We start from the raw sequence: 17,729 nt of genomic DNA, 5'->3' as shown, positions 1-17,729 counted from the left end.
ATCGTTCGTCTGTGCGTCGGTCTCGCCATCAATAACAACAAGAGAGATGCCCTATGCTCGCCTTACTCGGCCTGGCCATGGTGGTAGTGTTCACCTACCTGATCATGTCCAAGCGTTTGTCGCCGATCGTTGCGTTGACCGTGGTGCCGATCGTCTTTGCCCTGATTGGCGGTTTTGGCGGGACCACCGGGAAAATGATGCTCGACGGCCTGAAAATGGTCGCACCGTCGGCCGCGCTGCTGTTGTTCGCGATTCTGTTTTTCGGGTTGATGATCGACTCGGGATTGTTCGACCCGCTGATCCGCAAAATTCTCAAGCGGGTCAACGGCGACCCGATGAAAATCGCCATCGGCACCGCGCTGCTGTCGTTGACTGTGGCGTTGGATGGGGATGGCACCACCACCTACATGATCACCTGTGCGGCGATGCTGCCGCTGTATAAGCGCATCGGCATGAACCCGATGATCCTGGCCACGATTGCCATGCTGTCGCTGAGCATCATGAGCGGCTTGACCCCATGGGGTGGCCCGGCGACCCGGGCAATTGCTGCGCTGGGCGTGGATGCCGGAGACTATTTCATTCCGTTGTTGCCGACCATGATCGGCGGCGCCGCCTGGGTGGTGTTCACGGCATTTCTGCTGGGGCGCGCCGAACGCAAGCGGATCGGCAATACCCTGCTTCAGAGCGGCGGTGGCGATTGCTACATCAAGGCCATTCTGGAAGACACTCCGCACAAACGCCCGAAGCTGGCCTATGTGAACCTGCTGCTAGTGATCGGGGTCATGATTGCGCTGGTGATGGGCCTGGCCCATTCGGCGATTTTGTTCCTGATCGGTTTCGTCCTGGCGCTGATGATCAACTACCCGCAACTGGACATTCAAAAGGAACGCATCCTCGCCCATTCCGGCAACGCCATGACCGTGGTGCTGCTGGTGTTCGCCGCCGGCGTTTTCGCCGGGATTTTCTCCGGCACTAAAATGGTCGATGCCTTGGCACAGACGCTGGTGGAGTGGATTCCACCGTCCTGGGGACACCTGTTTCCGCTGGTGGTGGCGATTACCAGCATGCCGCTGACGTTCGTGCTGTCCAACGACGCCTATTACTTCGGCGTGGTACCAATCCTCGCCAATGCAGCTGCGGCCTACGGCATCGACCCGGTGGAAATTGCCCGGGCGTCGGTCCTGGGCCAGCCGGTGCACTTGATGAGCCCGCTTGTCGCTTCGACCCTGCTGCTGGTGGGCATGGTCGATCGCGATATCGGCGACTTCCAGCGTGCCACCGTGAAATGGGCGGTACTCACTTCCCTGGTGATCACTGCGTTGGCTTTGCTGACCGGGGCCTTGACGCTGTTCGCCTGATTCACCCCTGATTCACCCCTGACTCACCACTGGATCATTTCACGCGCCCGACCGTCGGCGCGCGGATATCTGCATCCTGAAAAACAACAACAAGAGTAGTTCGATATGACCCATTTCCTGACTCGCAGGGCGCTTTTACCTCTTCTGGGGATGTTGCCGATTGCAGGTGTTGATGCGAGCGATTTCATCGAAGACAGCAAACTGAAGTTGCAGCTGCGCAATGTCTACTTCAACGAAAACTTTCGTGATGAGCATGGTTTGAGTGCCCGTTCGGCCAGCACGGCTAAAAGCGAGCGCACCGAGTGGGCGCAGGGCTTCCTGCTGGATTTTCAGTCAGGCTTCACGCCCGGCGTCGTGGGTTTCGGGGCCGACGCCTTGGGTTTGCTGGGAGTCAGGCTCGATTCCGGGCGTGGCCGCAGCGGCACCGGGCTTCTTCCTGTGCATGACGACGGCCGGGCTGCGGACGAATTTGCCAGTGCCGGGGCCGCGGCCAAGGTCAAGCTGGCCAAGACCACGCTCAAGTACGGCACGCTGCTGCCCAAGACGCCTGTTTTGATCTACAACGACGCGCGCTTGCTACCGCAGACCTATCAGGGGGGGCAAGTCATCAGCACCGACATCGATAACCTGACCCTGACAGCGGGACATCTGGACCGTTTCAAGCTGCGCGATTCCACCGATAGCGTACCGATCGTTGCCGATGGTTACACCGGCGACAAAGGCGGGAATTTCACCTACGCCGGTGGCGACTACACACTCGGCAAGCACACGCGCTTGAGCTACTTCCATGGCGAGCTGGAAAACTTTTATCGTCAGGACTTTGCAGGCATCCAGCACGATTTTCCGTTAGGCCCCGGGATGTTGACGGGCGACCTGCGCTACTTCAACAGCCACGACGACGGACGTGCCTACGCCTCGACAATCGATAACGAGATGCTCAGCGGTCAGCTGTCTTACGCGGTTGCCGGGCACACCTTTGGAGGCGGTTATCAAAGACTCAGCGGTACCGCAGGACTGCCTTACATCAGTGGCGCAACGGTGTACTCGTTCAGTAACGTCGGTATCGGCAAGTTCATCGAAGAGGACGAAAAAACCTGGATGCTCAGCTACGGTTATGACTTTGCGCCCTTGGGTGTACCAGGCCTGACGTTCATGACCCGTTACCTGAAGGGCAACGATGGCAAGTCCGACACCCAGATCAAAGAGTCCGAACGTGACACTGAACTGGCTTACGTCATCCAGAGCGGTGCATTCAAAGGCCTGGGGGTGAAAGTGCGTAATTATGTCTATCGCGCGGACTTCGCACGTGGCCGCGATAGTAATCGGATTTATTTCACCTACGACATTGCGATCTGGTAAGGATATTTCTCAACCAGGGATCAAGGGGGCCTGCACGACAAGGCTCTCGTCGAGGGCATCGAAGTACGCACCAGCCGGAATCAGCGGTGCGCAGGGTTCCCTGCATTTTTAATCCAGGCACTCAGCTCCGTCACCATTTTATTGACCTCACTGTCCTCCCGTTCCGAGGGACGAACAATGGCGTTCCAGGCGATGTCGAGGCCGTCATTCAGGGCGGCCCACGCAAGCTCCCCGCGCTCGAGGCTGGGGGTCACCAGGTCGCGTTGCAATATGCTGATTCCGTAGCCCGAGCGCACGAGTTCGACGATGGCTTCGATCAATTCCACCGTGATCATGCGGCGCGGCAAGATGCTGGCGGGGGCGAAGAACCGATCGTATTCCCAGCCACTCGCGCGATCGGTCGAGTACGTCACCAGGTTGTAGGTCTTGAAGTCTTCGGCGTAAATATTTTTCCTTCCCGCAAGGGGATGGTCGGTGGCCATGATCGCAATCAGGTCGTCCCGAAAAAGGGGCAGTTTTGCTACACCACTCGGCACCATGCCGTCATCAATGATGGACACGTCAATCCGTCCTTGCATCAGGCTCGCGTAGACGTCATCGCGAGGCACGGTCACCAGGGTGATCTCAATATCCGGCCGCAGGCTTGAGTAATGCTTGATGAATTTTGGAATCCAGCGAAACGGGCCGTAGGAGGTCACCCCCATACGAACAAAAGCCGTAACGCCTCCGGCCATGGACCTCGCTTCAGACTCGGCTTCATTGAGTATCGCGATGATGTCCTTGGCGGCTCGTTCCAGGCGCACGCCAGCAGGGCTGAGTCTTAATTTTCCTGCCGATCTTTCGGTCAGGCTCACACCTAGCCGCCGTTCCGCCTCGCGTATTCGGTGACTGACCGCAGAGGGGGTCAGCCATAAGCGCTCGGCAACGGCTGTCACTGAATCGACTTCCGACAGGGTTTTCAGCATCACAAGGTGATCCAGAGTGAGTCTCATAGGGGGAGCGACCTGAAGATAATTCACAAATTTGCGTAATATTATGAGCGTGACTTGTTTTTTGCTCCGGTGCAATCTGGTTTCAGCAACCGCCATCGGAGAACAACAAACATGACAAAGCTTGCCTTCACACCTGCAGTCACTCTGGGCGATATCGTCGACCTTGAGCGTTATCCCATCACCGATCGAACCGACCCGGCGTATCTGGACCTGGTCACTCGAAGTCAATCGTTGCTCGGCGAGGAAGGCGTTGCGATCTTCCCGGGGTTCGTCCGCGATGAAGTGGTCGGCACGATGGCGGATCAAACCCTTGCACTGCACCCACGCATGTTCCATTTCCGCGAAAACCACACGGTGTACTTCAAGCCTCAGGACGAAAGCGTCGATCCAGAGCATCCACTGCGGCGGTTGATGAACACCGAGAAAGACACGGTCGCTTACGCCGATATCCCGGCGGACAATCTGATCAGGCAGATTTACCAATCGGACGAAGTGCTGTCTTTCATTCGAGATGTATTGGATCTGGACGTGCTCTATCGCCATGCAGATCCGTTGGCGGCGCTTAACCTGCAGGGCTTTACGGCAGGGCAACAATTGGGGTGGCACTTCGATCGATCCGACTTCAGCGTGACGCTGTCACTTCAGGCCGCGAGTGCCGGTGGGGATTTCGAGTATGTACGCATGCTGCGTAACGAGCACGACGATTGCCATGAGGCGGTCAGGCAATTCCTCGATAACCCCGCCACTCAGAAGATAGAGGTGCTGCCTCAGGTGCCCGGCACCCTGACTTTGTTTCGTGGCCGCTATTCACTGCATCGGGTGACGCCGGTGGCAGGGGACACGCTCAGGCTCAACGCGGTATTGGCTTACGTGGATCAGCCCAATGTCGAATTCAGCGACTATGCGCGTAAATTGTTTTACGGACGTACGTCGGTAGAGCCTTTGGTTCAGGATCAGCGCCACTCACAATAAAAGCACTCGACACTTCTTCGCTCCACGTGTTTGCACAGGCACTTGTCCACGTTCGATCCGTGGGTCTCGTTTGCCGCCTGTGCAGCACGCGACAGCTCGCTGCCCCCAACAATAATTTCGGAGCGTCTGATCATGAAATACAGGAAGAACTTGCTGGCCTCGTTACTCACACTTGGCGTACTCGCTGCCAGTGCTTCAAGCCAGGCTTCAGGGTGGTGTGATTCGGGCAAGCCGGTAAAGTTTGCCGGCCTGAACTGGGAAAGCGGGATGCTGCTCACCGACATCATGATGATTGTGCTCAAGGAAGGGTACGGCTGTGCAACCGACCAGTTGGTCGGCAATACCATCATTCTCGAGACCGCTCTGGCCAGCAACGACATCCAGGTATTCGGCGAAGAGTGGATGGAGCGTAGCGAAGTCTGGAAAAAGGCCGCAGCGGCCGGAAAGGTCGTTGCGATTGGCTCACCGATCATGGGTGCCGTCCAGGGCTGGTACGTGCCGCGTTATGTGGTTGAGGGGGACGCAAAACGTAACAAGCCGGCCCGAGCGCCGGACCTTAAAACGGTCGCTGACCTGAGCAAATACCCTGAGGTTTTTCGAGACGCGGAAGAGCCGTCCAAGGGCCGCTTCTACAACTGTCCTGCGGGTTGGATTTGTGAACAGGAAAACACTGAGATGTTGAAAGACTACGGTCTGGAAAACACCTTCACCAACTTCCGCCCGGGAACAGGCGCTGCATTGGATGCCGCTGTACTGTCCAGCTACAAGCGCGGTGAACCGGTGCTGTTCTACTACTGGTCACCGACGCCGCTGATGGGACAGATCGATGCGATACGGCTGGAAGAAAAGCCGGGTGTCGATAAAACCGTGGTGACCAAAGTCGGTATTTCCAAAGCCTTCCATGAGCAGGCACCCGAGCTGGTTGCAGTGCTGGAGAAGGTCAATATTCCCATCGAGCTGTTGAATCAGAACCTGGCGAGGATGACCAGGGAACGCATCGAATCGCCCAAGCTGGCCAGGATTTTCCTCAAGGAACACCCGGAGGTGTGGCGCAACTGGGTGGATGAAGCCGTCGCCAACAAAATCCAGGCAGCGCTTTAATCGGCAATCAGGGCAAGGACGCCCAACAGCGGTAACGCCTTCTCAACACCGAAATCACTCCTGATTTTTCTTTGCTTCTATCTAGAGGCAGCCTTTTTTGCGTGCGGAATTTTATGAATAAGATCAAATCACGGGCGGCTGTCGCGTTCGCGGCCAATCAGCCCCTGCAAATTGTCGAAGTCGATGTGGCACCGCCACAGGCCGGGGAAGTGCTGGTGCGGATCATCGCAACCGGTGTCTGCCATACCGATGCCTTTACGCTGTCCGGTGCCGACCCGGAAGGTATCTTTCCGGTCATTCTCGGTCATGAAGGCGGCGGTATCGTCGTGGCTATCGGCGAGGGGGTGACTTCCCTCGCAGTGGGCGATCATGTGATCCCGCTGTACACCCCCGAATGCGGCGAATGCAAATTCTGTACATCCGGCAAGACCAACCTTTGTCAGAAGATCCGTGCCACTCAAGGCAAGGGCCTGATGCCGGATGGCACCAGTCGCTTTTCCTACAAGGGCCAACCCATATTCCATTACATGGGCACCTCGACCTTTTCCGAATACACCGTGCTGCCGGACATTTCCCTGGCGAAAATCCCCAAGGATGCGCCGCTGGACAAGGTCTGCCTGCTCGGTTGCGGCGTGACCACCGGCATAGGTGCGGTACTCAACACGGCCAAGGTGGAAGAGGGCGCCACCGTGGCCATCTTCGGCCTGGGCGGTATCGGCCTGGCGGCGATCATTGGCGCCACCATGGCCAAGGCGGGTCGAATCATCGCGATCGATATCAACCCGGCCAAGTTCGAGATCGCCCGGCAATTGGGCGCCACTGACTGCATCAACCCCAAGGATTACGACAGGCCCATCCAGGAGGTGATCGTCGAGATGACCGAGGGTGGCGTGGACTACTCCTTCGAATGCATCGGTAACGTCAATCTCATGCGTGCAGCTTTGGAGTGTTGCCATAAGGGGTGGGGCGAGTCGGTGATCATCGGAGTCGCGGGTGCCGGCCAGGAAATCAGTACCCGACCGTTCCAGCTGGTGACCGGCCGTGTCTGGCGCGGCTCCGCTTTCGGCGGAGTCAAAGGTCGCAGCGAATTACCTTCTTATGTCGAGAAGGCTAAAACCGGTGAAATCCCGCTAAGCACCTTCATCACCCATACCATGGGGCTTGAAGACATCAACAAGGCCTTCGATTTGATGCATGAAGGCAAGAGCATACGCACCGTCATTCACTTTTAACACTGATAGAACCGCCCCGGCGTACATCGTCAATCGAGCAGCGTCCGGTCCAATTGCAATACCCATCCTTGTATCCAAGAGAGCATCAATATGAGCATCTTCACTCACGTCACCGTCGGTACCAACGATCTGCAAAAGGCCCGCAGTTTTTACGACAATGTACTCGGCGCACTCGGCCTCAAACGCATCGCGGATCTGAATGAGAATGGATCGATCTGGGGTGAGAGTGCCCCGTCCTTCTTCGTATTGAAACCGGCAAACGGCGCTCCAGCCAGCGTCGGCAACGGGGTCACTGTCAGCTTTGAAGCACCGGATCGCGCTGCAATCGATGCCTTTCACGCGGCGGCTCTGGCCTGCGGCGGCACCTGCGAAGGCACACCCGGGCCTCGAGGCTGGGCACCTGATGCGTATGCCGCCTATGCCCGGGATCTGGACGGTAACAAGCTGGCCGCGTACTGCTTCAAGGCCGCCTAAGCCTCATCGCAACTTCGCAATCCTCCTTCACCAGGCTGGCGAGCAGGCAGCAGCCCCGTAGGGCTGTTGCCTGTCCGGGGTACTGCGCACGACGACGCAGTACTCACTGGAAGTCAGGACCGGCAGTGCACCCTGTGAACTTCTCGAGAAAGCCCAGCCCTCTGTCATCAAATGCCACCTCGCTGACGTTCAATGAGACGCAGTCGACTGGTGCTTGACGATACTGGCTGTCTCACCGAAGTCGTGCAGCGCAAATCCCGTCAAGCCCGATGCCTGCGCGCCTTGGTGGGGGCTGTCAGCTGTACACCTCAAACAATAATAATGGCTAACCCATCGAGTTCGTCGCATGAACATTCTGAACACGTCCAAGTTTTCGACCAAGCTGCTGACCGCGTTCGTCATCTGCGCCCTGATCACCTTGGCCGTGGGTGGGTTGGGAATGGTCGGGATCAGCCGTTTGGCCACTGCGCTGTCGTTGACCTTTTCCAACAGTCTGGTCTCGGTGGGCAACACCAACGAGACCCTGGCCAGTCTGACCGCGCATAACCGCCTGCTGTACCGGTTGCTCGACTCTGAGGCCAGTGGCATGTCTGAAGCGGACAAGGCACGTATTCAGCAGACCCTGGCGACCGAGCAGGCACGGGCGGAACAAGCCTTCGCAACCTACCGCGGCACACCGCTGGAGGAGGATGAGCGGGTGGCGGGGGACCGGTACGAAGCCCTGTGGCCTGCTTATGTGGCCGCGACCCGGCAGATCCTGGAACTGTTGAACGCTGGCGATATTGCCCGGGCACGCACTCGCTTGAACGCGCTATCCCTGGATGAATTCAGAGAGGCCCGCGAGTGCCTGCACGCCATGCTCCAGTCGATCGATCGGCAGATCAAACAGGGTGCCGAGGGTGCGCAAGCACTCAACGTCAGCTCTACGCTGATGCTGTCGGTCGGGATCGTGATCGCCTTTGTGGTGGCCGCTGTCCTGGGCATGCTGGTTACCCGCATGATCACTCGCCCATTGGCAGTGGCGGTCGCGAGTGCCCAGCGCATTGCCACGGGCGATCTGACTCAGCGTATTTCCACTGCCCGTGGCGATGAAGCGGGGCAACTGCTCAATGCCTTGGCGGATATGCAAGGCGGTTTGAAACAGACTATCGAGGAGATCGCCAAGGCCTCGGATCAGTTAGCCTCGGCCGCCGAAGAGCTGAACGCGGTCACCGAGGAAAGCACCCGTGGCCTGACACGGCAGAATGACGAAATCCAGCAGGCGGCCACCGCGGTCAATCAAATGACCGCGGTGGTCGAGGAAGTGGCACGTAACGCGGTCTCGACCTCCGATGCCTCTAAAACCGCGACCGAAGACGCCGTCGATGGACGTGCTCAGGTCGACCATACGCTCAAGGGCATCAGCACCATGGTGCAACAGATTACCGGGTCGACCGAGACAGTGACCGAACTGGCCGGGCACATCCGGGAAGTCAGCAAGGTACTGGACGTGATCCGCAGCATCGCCGAACAGACCAACCTGTTGGCGCTCAACGCGGCCATCGAAGCCGCCCGTGCCGGCGAGCAAGGGCGCGGGTTTGCTGTGGTGGCCGATGAAGTGCGCGCACTGGCCCATCGCACCCAGGCCTCGACTGTCGAAATCGAAGGCATGATCAATACCGTGCAATCGGGCGCCAACGGGGCCGTCATCGCCATGGGCAAGAGCCTGTCGCTGGCCACCAGCACCCAGGAACAGGCCCGGCGTGCCGGGACTGCGCTGGAGAAGATTACCGACATGGTCGTCACCATCAACGAGCGTAATCTGGTGATCGCCTCGGCGTCCGAAGAGCAGGCTCAGGTTGCCCGCGAAGTGGACCGCAACCTGCTGAACATCCAGGACCACTCGACCCAGAGTGCAGCAGGTGCCAACCAGACCAGCGCTTCCAGCCAGGAACTGGCACGGCTGGCCATCTCCTTCAAGGACCTGGTCGCGCAGTTCAAGCTGTAAGGCCAGTTTGCACCATTAAAGGTTGGTCATCACTGAGTGGTACTGGCATTGGTTCGCTCGGGTGACCTCTACAAATGTTGCGCAGCATTATCGGAGTAGCACAGTCTGTTTGTTCTTACCGGATGAACGCCTGCAAATCGCTGGTCAGTTTATTGATTGCCGATTTGAAATCGTTAGCGGTGATTTTCTGGCTAGTGTTTTCCAGTGTGCTGCCGAATACCTTGCGCACGACTTTGGCTACCGTCTGATTGTTGCTCGCGTCGATGAACTCGGCCTCGATGAACAGTGTGGTGTCTTGATCGCGGTGGCCAGTGGCGGCGGAAACACCGCCGACGATGGCGGCGACCGGAATCACTTCATACCACTTCATACCTTCGTTCTCGGCATTCACCCCGGTGATCGCCGCGCGCATGATCAGCGTTTTTGAACCGGCCGGCGCTGATTTTGCGCTCGGCACCACCCGGTATTTCTGGCCCAGTACACCTTGGACCTTGCTGGTCATGTAGTTCTGCAACTCGTCCAGGGTTTGCCGATTGACCCGCTCGTTGGGCTGTGGCGCCGGGTAGAGCTCCAGCTTGTTGAAGGCCGCGGTGTTATAGGCATCTGGATTCCAGGACGGGCTCACCCACCGCATGGCTGTGTCGCCGCTGGTGGTGGTGACCTGCTGCAAGTTGTTGTAGTTGGACAGATAGCCGGAGTACTGCTCACGCTCGGTGACTTTCGAGGTGCAACCGCCGAGCAGCAGGCTGGACAGCGCAGCGCCGATAAACAGTTTTCGGGACAGGTTCATTGTGGTGTGTGCTCCATGGATTAAGTCGGTTTTTCGGTAGTAGGGCATCAGAAACGCCAGGTCATGTTGCCGGTCACTGCTTGAATCCAGGCATTGTCGAACTGACCGGAAGTTCTCGTGCCTGACGTGGATTTGGTCTGGTCCACCGGCATATCGCCGAGCCAGACCATGGCCCAGCTCACGTTGATGTCGGTGACTTTGTTCAGCGCATAGGTGGCTCCCGTTGCAACGCGCCAGGATTCGCCCATGGGCACGGTAAACGTTCGGTTGCCATCCGAAACGGCGCTGCTGTCATACGCCACACCGACGTTCCACAGCAGGTGCGGTGTGGCCTGATACTGCGCGCCGAGTGCCAGTTGCCAAGTGTCTTTGAAATGGGCGTCGACTGTAGTCGCTTTAGCGCCCAACGCTGTCGTGTCGACTTGCACCGAGATATCGCCAAACTCTGACCAGTCCTGCCAGTTGACCGAGGCCAGCAAGGCCCATTGCGGGTCGAGTTGCTGGAACAGACTTAGCGTTGCAGTTTGCGGCACCGTCATGTCGAGTTGGGTGTTCAGGCCGTCCAGGCGCTCCAGCACGGGTCCGTTGCCTTTGACGTCAAGCCCGTCCTCGAAGTCCAGATCGACCTTGCTGGTGTAGGCCAGGCCAATCCGGGTGCCAGGTTGCGGGGCATAGATCACCCCCACGTTCGCGCCAAAACCCCAATCGTTGTCTTTGTACTTGAACTGGCCGTCGCTGCGGTCGGTGAAGCCGAAAGGCTCGCGGTCTATCGCGGTTTGGGCTTGCAGCATGCCGTACATGGCTTTCACGCCGAAGCCCAGCGACCATTGCTCGTTGACGCGGTAAGCCACGCTGGGCACAAACGACAAACCGGCGAGGCTGGCGTTTTGGGCGAAGTAGCGCCCGGACCAGTCGTTGTCGTAATTGGCCGCCAGGCCAAAGTCAGCGTACTGGCCGAAACCAATGCTCCAGTAGTCGTCGAATTGATGGCTGACGAAGAAGCCACCCCCGGGAATCGGGTCGAGGGCGTTACCACTGCCAGTGCCGGTGCCGTTGGTATTTGAGTCACGATCGAAACTCAGGTCGCCGTAGAGAATCTGCAAACCACCGGTGATCTGTGTGCCGGGCAGATAACTCATGCCCGCCGGGTTACTGGCAATGGTCGAGGGGCCTTGAGCACGGGCGGCGGCACCTGCATTGGCCAAACCGGCGTTATCGGTGCCGATTTCATAGAGCATGATGCCGCCGGCGTAAGCTTGCTGACTGCACAGTGCACACAGGGCAATGGCGGGCAGGGCGGATGTTTTTATTTGCATGGGTCACCTCAGCAAATGTCCGTCATGAATGCGAGTGGCGAGCGCTAGCCACCCGCGAATTCAACTGCTTACTTGCCCATGGCCGCCCGGGCCGCTTCGATCCTGGCTTTGACTGCTTCGAGGTTGAAGCTCGCGCCTTTTTGCATGGGCGGGAACTCAACCGCTGTTTCAGCCAGTTTGACCACCTGCTGCTGCACAAACACAAATCGCCAGAACTGGAATTTGAACCACTCGAAATACTCCAGCGAGCCATTGGCCGCCATGTTTTGCGGCCATCCGGCGCGTTCGAACGGGTCGAGGCGCAGGTTGGTCAGGATCGGCATGTCCAGCGTGGTTTTCGCCCCTAGCCAGCCACCAGGCTGGTCAATGAAGCGGTACTTGAAGTCATCGATACGGATTGCGCCCAGCGTGCTCTCGCCGAAGTAGAAGATCTCATGGCGATTCGACGGACCTTTGCCAGTGATCATCGGTGTTTGGTCATAGCCGTCCAGGTGCACTTTGTAAGTGGTATCGCCCAGTTGTTTACCCTTGAGCAGTTCGGCGCTGATGTTCGGGTTGCCGGCCGCCGCGACGAAGGTCGGGAACCAGTCCATTCCGGACATGATGCCATTGGCCACCGTGTTTGCCGGTACTTTGCCCGGCCAACGAACGATCGCCGGCACCCGGAAACCACCTTCCATTACCGTACCTTTACCCATGGCAAATGGCGTGGTGCCGCCATCCGGCCAGGTGAAGTTTTCCGCGCCATTGTCAGTGGTGAACAACACAATGGTGTTGTCATCCATGCCGTCTTTTTTCAGCTTGGCCATCACGTCGCCGACGATGTCATCGAGCTGCGCCATGCCGGCTTCCTGCTCCGACCAGCCATTTTGCGCGTTGCGCATGGCTTCGTACTTGTCGGACAGGTGCGTGACGATGTGCATGCGGGTCGGATTGAGCCACAGGAAGAACGGTTTGTTGTCCTGCCTGGCCTTGTCGATGAAGGTGAAAGCTTTGTCGCGAATCTCGTCGTCGACGGTTTTCATCCGCTCCGGATAGAGTGTTCCGGCGTCTTCGATTTTCTGTTTGCCGACCTTGCCCCAGCGCGGCATCACGGTCGCATCGTCAGTCGTCGTGGCCCAGCTGTGAACCATGTTCCGCGGGCCGACGGTGGGTAGAAGATCTTGTGGATAATTGGGGTGCGCCGGATCTTCCATGGCGTCGAGGTGATAGAGATAACCGAAGAACTCATCGAAACCATGCACGGTCGGCAGGAATTCGTTCAAGTCACCCAAGTGGTTCTTGCCGAACTGACCGGTGGCGTAACCCATGGACTTGAGTGTGGTGGCGATGGTGACAGCTTCGGCGGGAATACCAATGGGAGAACCGGCCTGCCCGACAGTGGTCATCCCGGTACGGATCGGCAGTTCGCCGGTAATGAAGTTGGCCCGCCCTGCGGTGCAACTGGCCTCGGCGTAGTAGTCGGTGAAACGCATGCCTTCGGCCGCGAGCTGGTCGAGGTTGGGTGTTCGACCGGCCATCATGCCCTGGTTGTACACACCGATGTTGGACCAGCCAATATCGTCACCCATGATGACCACAATGTTGGGGACTGTTTTGTCGGCTGCTTGAGAGAGGACGGGGAACACCATTGCAGACAACAGTACTGATACAGCGAACGCCGTTGATGACTTTGTCCGGTTCATGTCGAGCTCCTGCGCACTTGCGTGAGTACCCTGAGACGAGCCCCCGACCGTCCTGAAAATGGGATCCCCCGGGAAGAGCGTAGGTACGAATTGCTAAATATCCAGTATTTAGTTTCTCGACTGTAAGCTGTTGTTTCATGGGCTTTACAGCTGGACTGCGGGTACCTTTCGCGCGGCTGAGCAAAGGAGCGACCTCGGCAAATGCACGTCGGAACATTTCAATGCGTTCTTTGTGAACGGGGGGGCAAGTGAATAGACGGTGCCAACGTGTGGCCGCAGCTGACCGCGCGCTACCAATGCGCTCAGCGCATCAAGCTTGCGGCGGTTGGTTGCGGTTCTCCAGTGGTTGGCGTGCCTGAGTTCGGGCGAGCTGAAAGTCTGGCTTTTTCAACAGGATCGACCCCAAGCCGACAGTCGGAGTGTCTAGCCTCTGGAGTAGGTGAAAAATCAAAAAAAAACAATCGTCTGGCGATATTGTTCAGTTTTTCTTCTTGATCAGCTTGCTCATATAGTACTTGAGGCTTAAACGATCTTTGGGCCTTGGCTTGTAATGGGTTTTGTTTCTTTGCGCGGGATCGGCCGCCACGGTTGCTGCGGTGTAGTAATAAAGCGCTATAGATCTGCGCGTGATGTGCTGCGGAGTCGTTAAAGGCTCTGGGTGCCCATGATTGCTGTCTTTGTCTGTGTTGAAAATGACGCAGCGGTTATAAACTGGCAGGACTTTTTTAAGACAAGTCTTCATGTCGACATCCCACAGCTCCAAGTTGCCGCCGTATTCCTCTTGCCAGTCTTCGTTAAGATAGATAATGGCATTCAGTCTGCGTTCAATATTAAGTTTTTTGTTGAGTCTGAAGTCCGAGTGCACACCCAGGAAACCACCATTTTTTGTTTCATGCAGTCCGCCACCGGTAAAGTATGGGTCGGGTATCAAACCTTCGATGCCCGTCAGCTTTTCAAGAAACTGCAACATGGGTGCCGAATTAAAGGCGTTGAAAACCGTCTTCAGATAGGGATCGCATTCGTTGGGGCTGATTTGTCGTTTGTGCTGACCTTTATAGCCACGCTCGTAGAGCATTTCGTTGTTGGTTGGCTCGACTGGGAAGTGCGCGCAGATACTCGCAATCAGGTCTTTCGGTAAAAAATTATCGATGACGATGTGTGGAAATGGCGTGGCCTGGACATAGCTACTGGCTAGCGAGTGGCCGAAAGTGCTGGCGGCGTTCTGGTCGAAATCAAGCTCCGGGGAGAGGGTGATGGGTAGTGTTTGAGTGATGGCTGTCATTACCGCTCCAATAACCTGAACATAAAGACCTATTGATGACGTTTAGTAGTGTTGCCCACACTACTTGTTGCGTGTCTGCGATGTTTGACCTTTGCTGTCGCCCTTGTTCAGGCGCTCCAGGAGGTCGTTGTACATCTTGGTTCGTCTATGCGTCGTTTCATAGCCTCCGGCTGCAGCTACAGTGCCGGACTGAATGTGATCGAGATAACTGAATATTTTACGCGGCGACAAAAGTTCAACGACATAACCAAGCTCGGTCATGCGGTCTTGGAGGGTATAGCCAGGTACACGATCATCCATCAAAAAATGCATGTCGTGCTGTTTGATCAGTTTGCAGTTCCATAATGTACAGAAGCTCTTCAGGTGAACTTCCCTGTACGGTTTTGGCTCTCTGGAGCGTAGTCCAAGGGAAAGTTTCATGCGTCTGAAGTGGTGTTTGAATAGTCGTGAGCTGAAGCGCCAAAGGGTTCTGGTGGTGCCGCGGTTTAATTGTTCTACGCAACCGACGGCTACGACTTTCGGGTTCTTCATGCATTTGTTGAGCATCATCGGAAACACATTTTTATCGAAAATGAACGTATCGGTGTGCAGCAGAAATACGTAGTCGGTATCAATACGTGCCAACGCCATGTCGAGTGCTTTGCCATGCGCGATATGGCCCTGTTCCGGTTCGGGAGTGGTTCGCTCGATCAGGTTGATCCAGTCAAGTGTCCGCAAGTACTCTGTGCTTTCATCGGCGGAATAGTTGTCAACCACCCATATGGGGACGCCGCTGTTGCCCACATGCTGATGCAATAGGTCTAAGCATATTTTGGTTATTTCGGGTGTTTTGTAGTTGACTAGAACAATGCTGAAAACTTTAGTTTTGTCAGCCAGGAAACCAGTGTCGCCCATCGTTGAGACACTCAATAATAGCTTGGAGATAGGTGCAAGAAACAATCGCGCCTGTATCCAGCTGCTGTTTATTATTTCACGCGCAAACGTTGCGTGGCCAGAAATCATAGCTTTGTTACACCGTTCACGTTCAGTGTCTAATCATCGTTGACTCAAACCTAACGGAGAGCAGTAAATGCGGCTTTCATCGTATAAGGGGCTAGTCTATAGGTAAACCTCGCTGAAATATTTTGTTACATCAAAAGGAGCGCTAGTCAAAGGTTCTTGAGTAGTGGTGAGCTGGGTCTCGGTAAGGCATTCAGGAAACTCGTTTCGTCATACGGCGTCCTGGCACCTACAGAGCGTCCCAATCAGGAAGGTCACACGCCGCGTAGTCGTTCCAGTACGATCTTGATTGACCCACCTTGCCCCTTACTGAGGCACACGACTGTCAAACGGTTCGAAATCCCGCTCAATAAAGGCTTCCGTCAGAACGTTTGAACTGCACAGCCATTCAATGGCTGCCACCAGCCCGTGGCCGGCAACCAGAGCGGCTTCGCTATGGCGCGGCAACACATAGATGCGCTCAGGATCGCCGGGGTGAATGATGAGTTCGTCACCGTCGTAGGTCGACAGCACCCTTGGTTCGCTCATTACGTTGATGTTTTCGAACATTCCATGTCTCCTGAGTTGATGAATCGCCCGCACGATATTCAGCGCAATCGACCTTGAGTGAGCAGGGTGCCGGGCATATGCAGTTGCACGTAGCCAATGACAATCACCATCGTCACGCAGAACACCCATTGCAGCCGGCTGAGCCCGGCGATCCGATAGATCGCCTGCAGTGGCTTTCGCCAGCGGTATTGGCGGTCCGCCGGGACTGCGCGGGCGGGCTGCAGCAGGCCGATCGCCCCGTTGAGCAGATAAGTCGCCAGACCCAGTACCCCAAGCCAGTGCCAGATGACAACGGCGAGTGCCAGTAACGGGCCGCCATTGCGGATCACCCGGTAACCACGATCCGCGGTCAGTTTGTGTTGTGCACACCAGGCGCTGGCGCGCTGGTCGAGGTCCTGCAGGTTGTCCGTCAAGGAGGTCCAATGGCTGAGCAGCCATTTGCCGACCTGCGCCGCCAACAGGCCGCCCAGTGCATAGAGTGGCAGCATGAGCAGCGTCAGCAGGGGGCCGGAACCGGGCAGGTTGTTCAGTGCAAGGGTCAGGGTCAAGACGCAGGCCGCACGTTTCACGCCATGGGGCGGGTCCTTGTGAGCGATGAGTGCCTTCCAGAACCAGGGATCACGGTTGGGGAACATCCCCAGCAAGTCGGGGAAACGCGTGGCAAAAGTCGCTGCCAGTTCTTCACAGGCCTGCCAGTCAGCCTCGACGAAACCTGCGGCCAGCTCCGCCTGCTGCGCCGGTTGGGTCGCCAGCAGGAACAGCGTGGCGGCGTTGGCGTGCGCACTGGGAGGTTGCTGGCGTTGCTGCATCAAGGAGCGCAGTTCGCCAAGCCAGGTTTGCTGCTCGCAGCGTCGGTGCAGCGCTTGCCACTGCTCTTGGGCAATGGGCACCACCGCCGCTTCAACGTTCCAGGCGAACAATCGACACACCCGTTGAAACAGGGACGGTGACCAGTCCTCGGTATTCACCAACAGCGTGAGGACGTGCACCTGCAACGCCTGGCGACGAGCGAAATCACCGAGCCAGGCTTGTTGGCTGTGGTGTTCCAGGCAGTCGAAGAAGTGCTGTTCCTCGCCGGTTGCCAACTGCTGGTCAAGCGTGCGGTACAGCGCTGCCGTGAGGGCGCGGGCCAGACAGTGCTGCTCAAATTCACTGGCGGGGATCCGTTGCCAGGGCGTCAGCCATTGGCGCTGTTCAATGCCCCATGTCAGAAGGTGCCAATGCGCTTCAGGATCGTTCACGCAACGTTGGAACAGCAGCCGTTCGAACTCGGCGCCGCAGCCTCTGGCCGATGCCTCGGTCCAGTATCGATCAACCGCCAGGTCCTCAAATCCGTCCAGGAGCCCGACGGCCTGCTCGTACAGGGACAGCGTCGGCGTCAGGCTCGGGTGTGTCCGGTTCTCTGCAGCGGGCCGAGCTGGTACGTCAGCGGGATCCCGATCGACCTCGTCCCAACCCTCGCGCAGGCTGTGCAAGGCTTGCTCGTAGGCTTCCCGCAGCTGCTGGAAGGCGCCGGGGTCCTCGTCCGGACGTCTGACCTTGAGCAGTTTGGCGTATTGGCGCTTGATGCTGCGCTCGTCGGACCGGGCGGGCAGGTCAAGGACCTCCCAGCAATCGAAATCAGCCGCCATGC

15 protein-coding genes are annotated in these 17,729 nt (G+C 57.4%); 7 read left to right on the top strand and 8 right to left on the bottom strand.

The window, feature by feature from the left end; all coding sequences use genetic code 11:
• Window positions 1-53 precede the first annotated feature (53 nt).
• Entirely contained in the window at window positions 54-1,358 is a 1,305-nt protein-coding gene (locus ELQ88_RS23485; RefSeq protein WP_138968124.1) for a citrate:proton symporter, read from the top strand.
• 105 nt (window positions 1,359-1,463) lie between these two features.
• Window positions 1,464-2,717, top strand: coding sequence for an OprD family porin (locus ELQ88_RS23480; RefSeq protein ID WP_138968122.1), 1,254 nt, complete (start codon window positions 1,464-1,466; stop codon window positions 2,715-2,717).
• A gap of 80 nt (window positions 2,718-2,797) precedes the next feature.
• Here ELQ88_RS23480 and ELQ88_RS23475 read toward each other — a convergent pair whose 3' ends face one another.
• Window positions 2,798-3,709 carry a LysR family transcriptional regulator gene (locus tag ELQ88_RS23475; RefSeq protein ID WP_138968120.1) on the bottom strand — a complete coding sequence of 304 codons (912 nt, stop codon included), beginning with the start codon at window positions 3,707-3,709 and terminating at the stop codon, window positions 2,798-2,800.
• A gap of 111 nt (window positions 3,710-3,820) precedes the next feature.
• Here ELQ88_RS23475 and ELQ88_RS23470 point away from each other — a divergent pair, with 111 nt between their 5' ends.
• The 5 genes from ELQ88_RS23470 (at window position 3,821) to ELQ88_RS23450 (ending at window position 9,475) form a co-directional block, all read left to right on the top strand.
• Window positions 3,821-4,681, top strand: coding sequence for a hypothetical protein (locus ELQ88_RS23470; RefSeq protein WP_138968118.1), 861 nt, complete (start codon window positions 3,821-3,823; stop codon window positions 4,679-4,681).
• Between the two features lie 132 nt (window positions 4,682-4,813).
• Entirely contained in the window at window positions 4,814-5,782 is a 969-nt protein-coding gene (locus ELQ88_RS23465; protein ID WP_138968116.1) for a glycine betaine ABC transporter substrate-binding protein, read from the top strand.
• A 113-nt stretch (window positions 5,783-5,895) separates the two neighbouring features.
• Window positions 5,896-7,014, top strand: a complete 1,119-nt coding sequence (locus tag ELQ88_RS23460) for an S-(hydroxymethyl)glutathione dehydrogenase/class III alcohol dehydrogenase (RefSeq protein WP_138968114.1) — start codon at window positions 5,896-5,898, stop codon at window positions 7,012-7,014.
• A 90-nt stretch (window positions 7,015-7,104) separates the two neighbouring features.
• On the top strand, window positions 7,105-7,488 hold the full coding sequence (locus tag ELQ88_RS23455) for a VOC family protein (RefSeq protein WP_128871192.1): 384 nt from the start codon (window positions 7,105-7,107) through the stop codon (window positions 7,486-7,488).
• Between the two features lie 346 nt (window positions 7,489-7,834).
• Complete coding sequence (locus tag ELQ88_RS23450) at window positions 7,835-9,475, top strand: methyl-accepting chemotaxis protein (protein ID WP_138968112.1); 1,641 nt, start codon at window positions 7,835-7,837, stop codon at window positions 9,473-9,475.
• A 115-nt stretch (window positions 9,476-9,590) separates the two neighbouring features.
• Here the strand turns inward: ELQ88_RS23450 and ELQ88_RS23445 are convergent, their stop codons facing one another.
• The 7 genes from ELQ88_RS23445 to ELQ88_RS23415 all read right to left on the bottom strand — a co-directional run bounded on the left by ELQ88_RS23445 (window position 9,591) and on the right by ELQ88_RS23415 (window position 17,727).
• Window positions 9,591-10,265 (bottom strand): DUF3313 domain-containing protein, encoded by a 675-nt coding sequence (locus tag ELQ88_RS23445; protein WP_138968110.1) that lies wholly within the window; start codon window positions 10,263-10,265, stop codon window positions 9,591-9,593.
• A gap of 47 nt (window positions 10,266-10,312) precedes the next feature.
• On the bottom strand, window positions 10,313-11,581 hold the full coding sequence (locus tag ELQ88_RS23440; protein ID WP_128871194.1) for an outer membrane protein transport protein: 1,269 nt from the start codon (window positions 11,579-11,581) through the stop codon (window positions 10,313-10,315).
• 68 nt (window positions 11,582-11,649) lie between these two features.
• Window positions 11,650-13,266: an arylsulfatase gene (locus ELQ88_RS23435; RefSeq protein ID WP_138968108.1), complete on the bottom strand. Its 1,617-nt coding sequence runs from the start codon at window positions 13,264-13,266 to the stop codon at window positions 11,650-11,652.
• 478 nt (window positions 13,267-13,744) lie between these two features.
• Window positions 13,745-14,548 (bottom strand): 2OG-Fe(II) oxygenase, encoded by an 804-nt coding sequence (locus ELQ88_RS23430; RefSeq protein ID WP_128871196.1) that lies wholly within the window; start codon window positions 14,546-14,548, stop codon window positions 13,745-13,747.
• 60 nt (window positions 14,549-14,608) lie between these two features.
• Window positions 14,609-15,442 carry a glycosyltransferase gene (locus ELQ88_RS23425; protein ID WP_138969571.1) on the bottom strand — a complete coding sequence of 278 codons (834 nt, stop codon included), beginning with the start codon at window positions 15,440-15,442 and terminating at the stop codon, window positions 14,609-14,611.
• A gap of 411 nt (window positions 15,443-15,853) precedes the next feature.
• Window positions 15,854-16,096 (bottom strand): hypothetical protein, encoded by a 243-nt coding sequence (locus ELQ88_RS23420; RefSeq protein ID WP_138968106.1) that lies wholly within the window; start codon window positions 16,094-16,096, stop codon window positions 15,854-15,856.
• 38 nt (window positions 16,097-16,134) lie between these two features.
• Window positions 16,135-17,727 carry a J domain-containing protein gene (locus ELQ88_RS23415; RefSeq protein ID WP_138968104.1) on the bottom strand — a complete coding sequence of 531 codons (1,593 nt, stop codon included), beginning with the start codon at window positions 17,725-17,727 and terminating at the stop codon, window positions 16,135-16,137.
• Window positions 17,728-17,729 lie beyond the last annotated feature (2 nt).

The organism is Pseudomonas sp. MPC6 (genome assembly GCF_006094435.1).
GTDB lineage: Bacteria > Pseudomonadota > Gammaproteobacteria > Pseudomonadales > Pseudomonadaceae > Aquipseudomonas.
The sequence above is the reverse complement of the archived record's forward strand: the minus strand, read 5'-3'. Positions and strand labels throughout refer to the sequence as shown.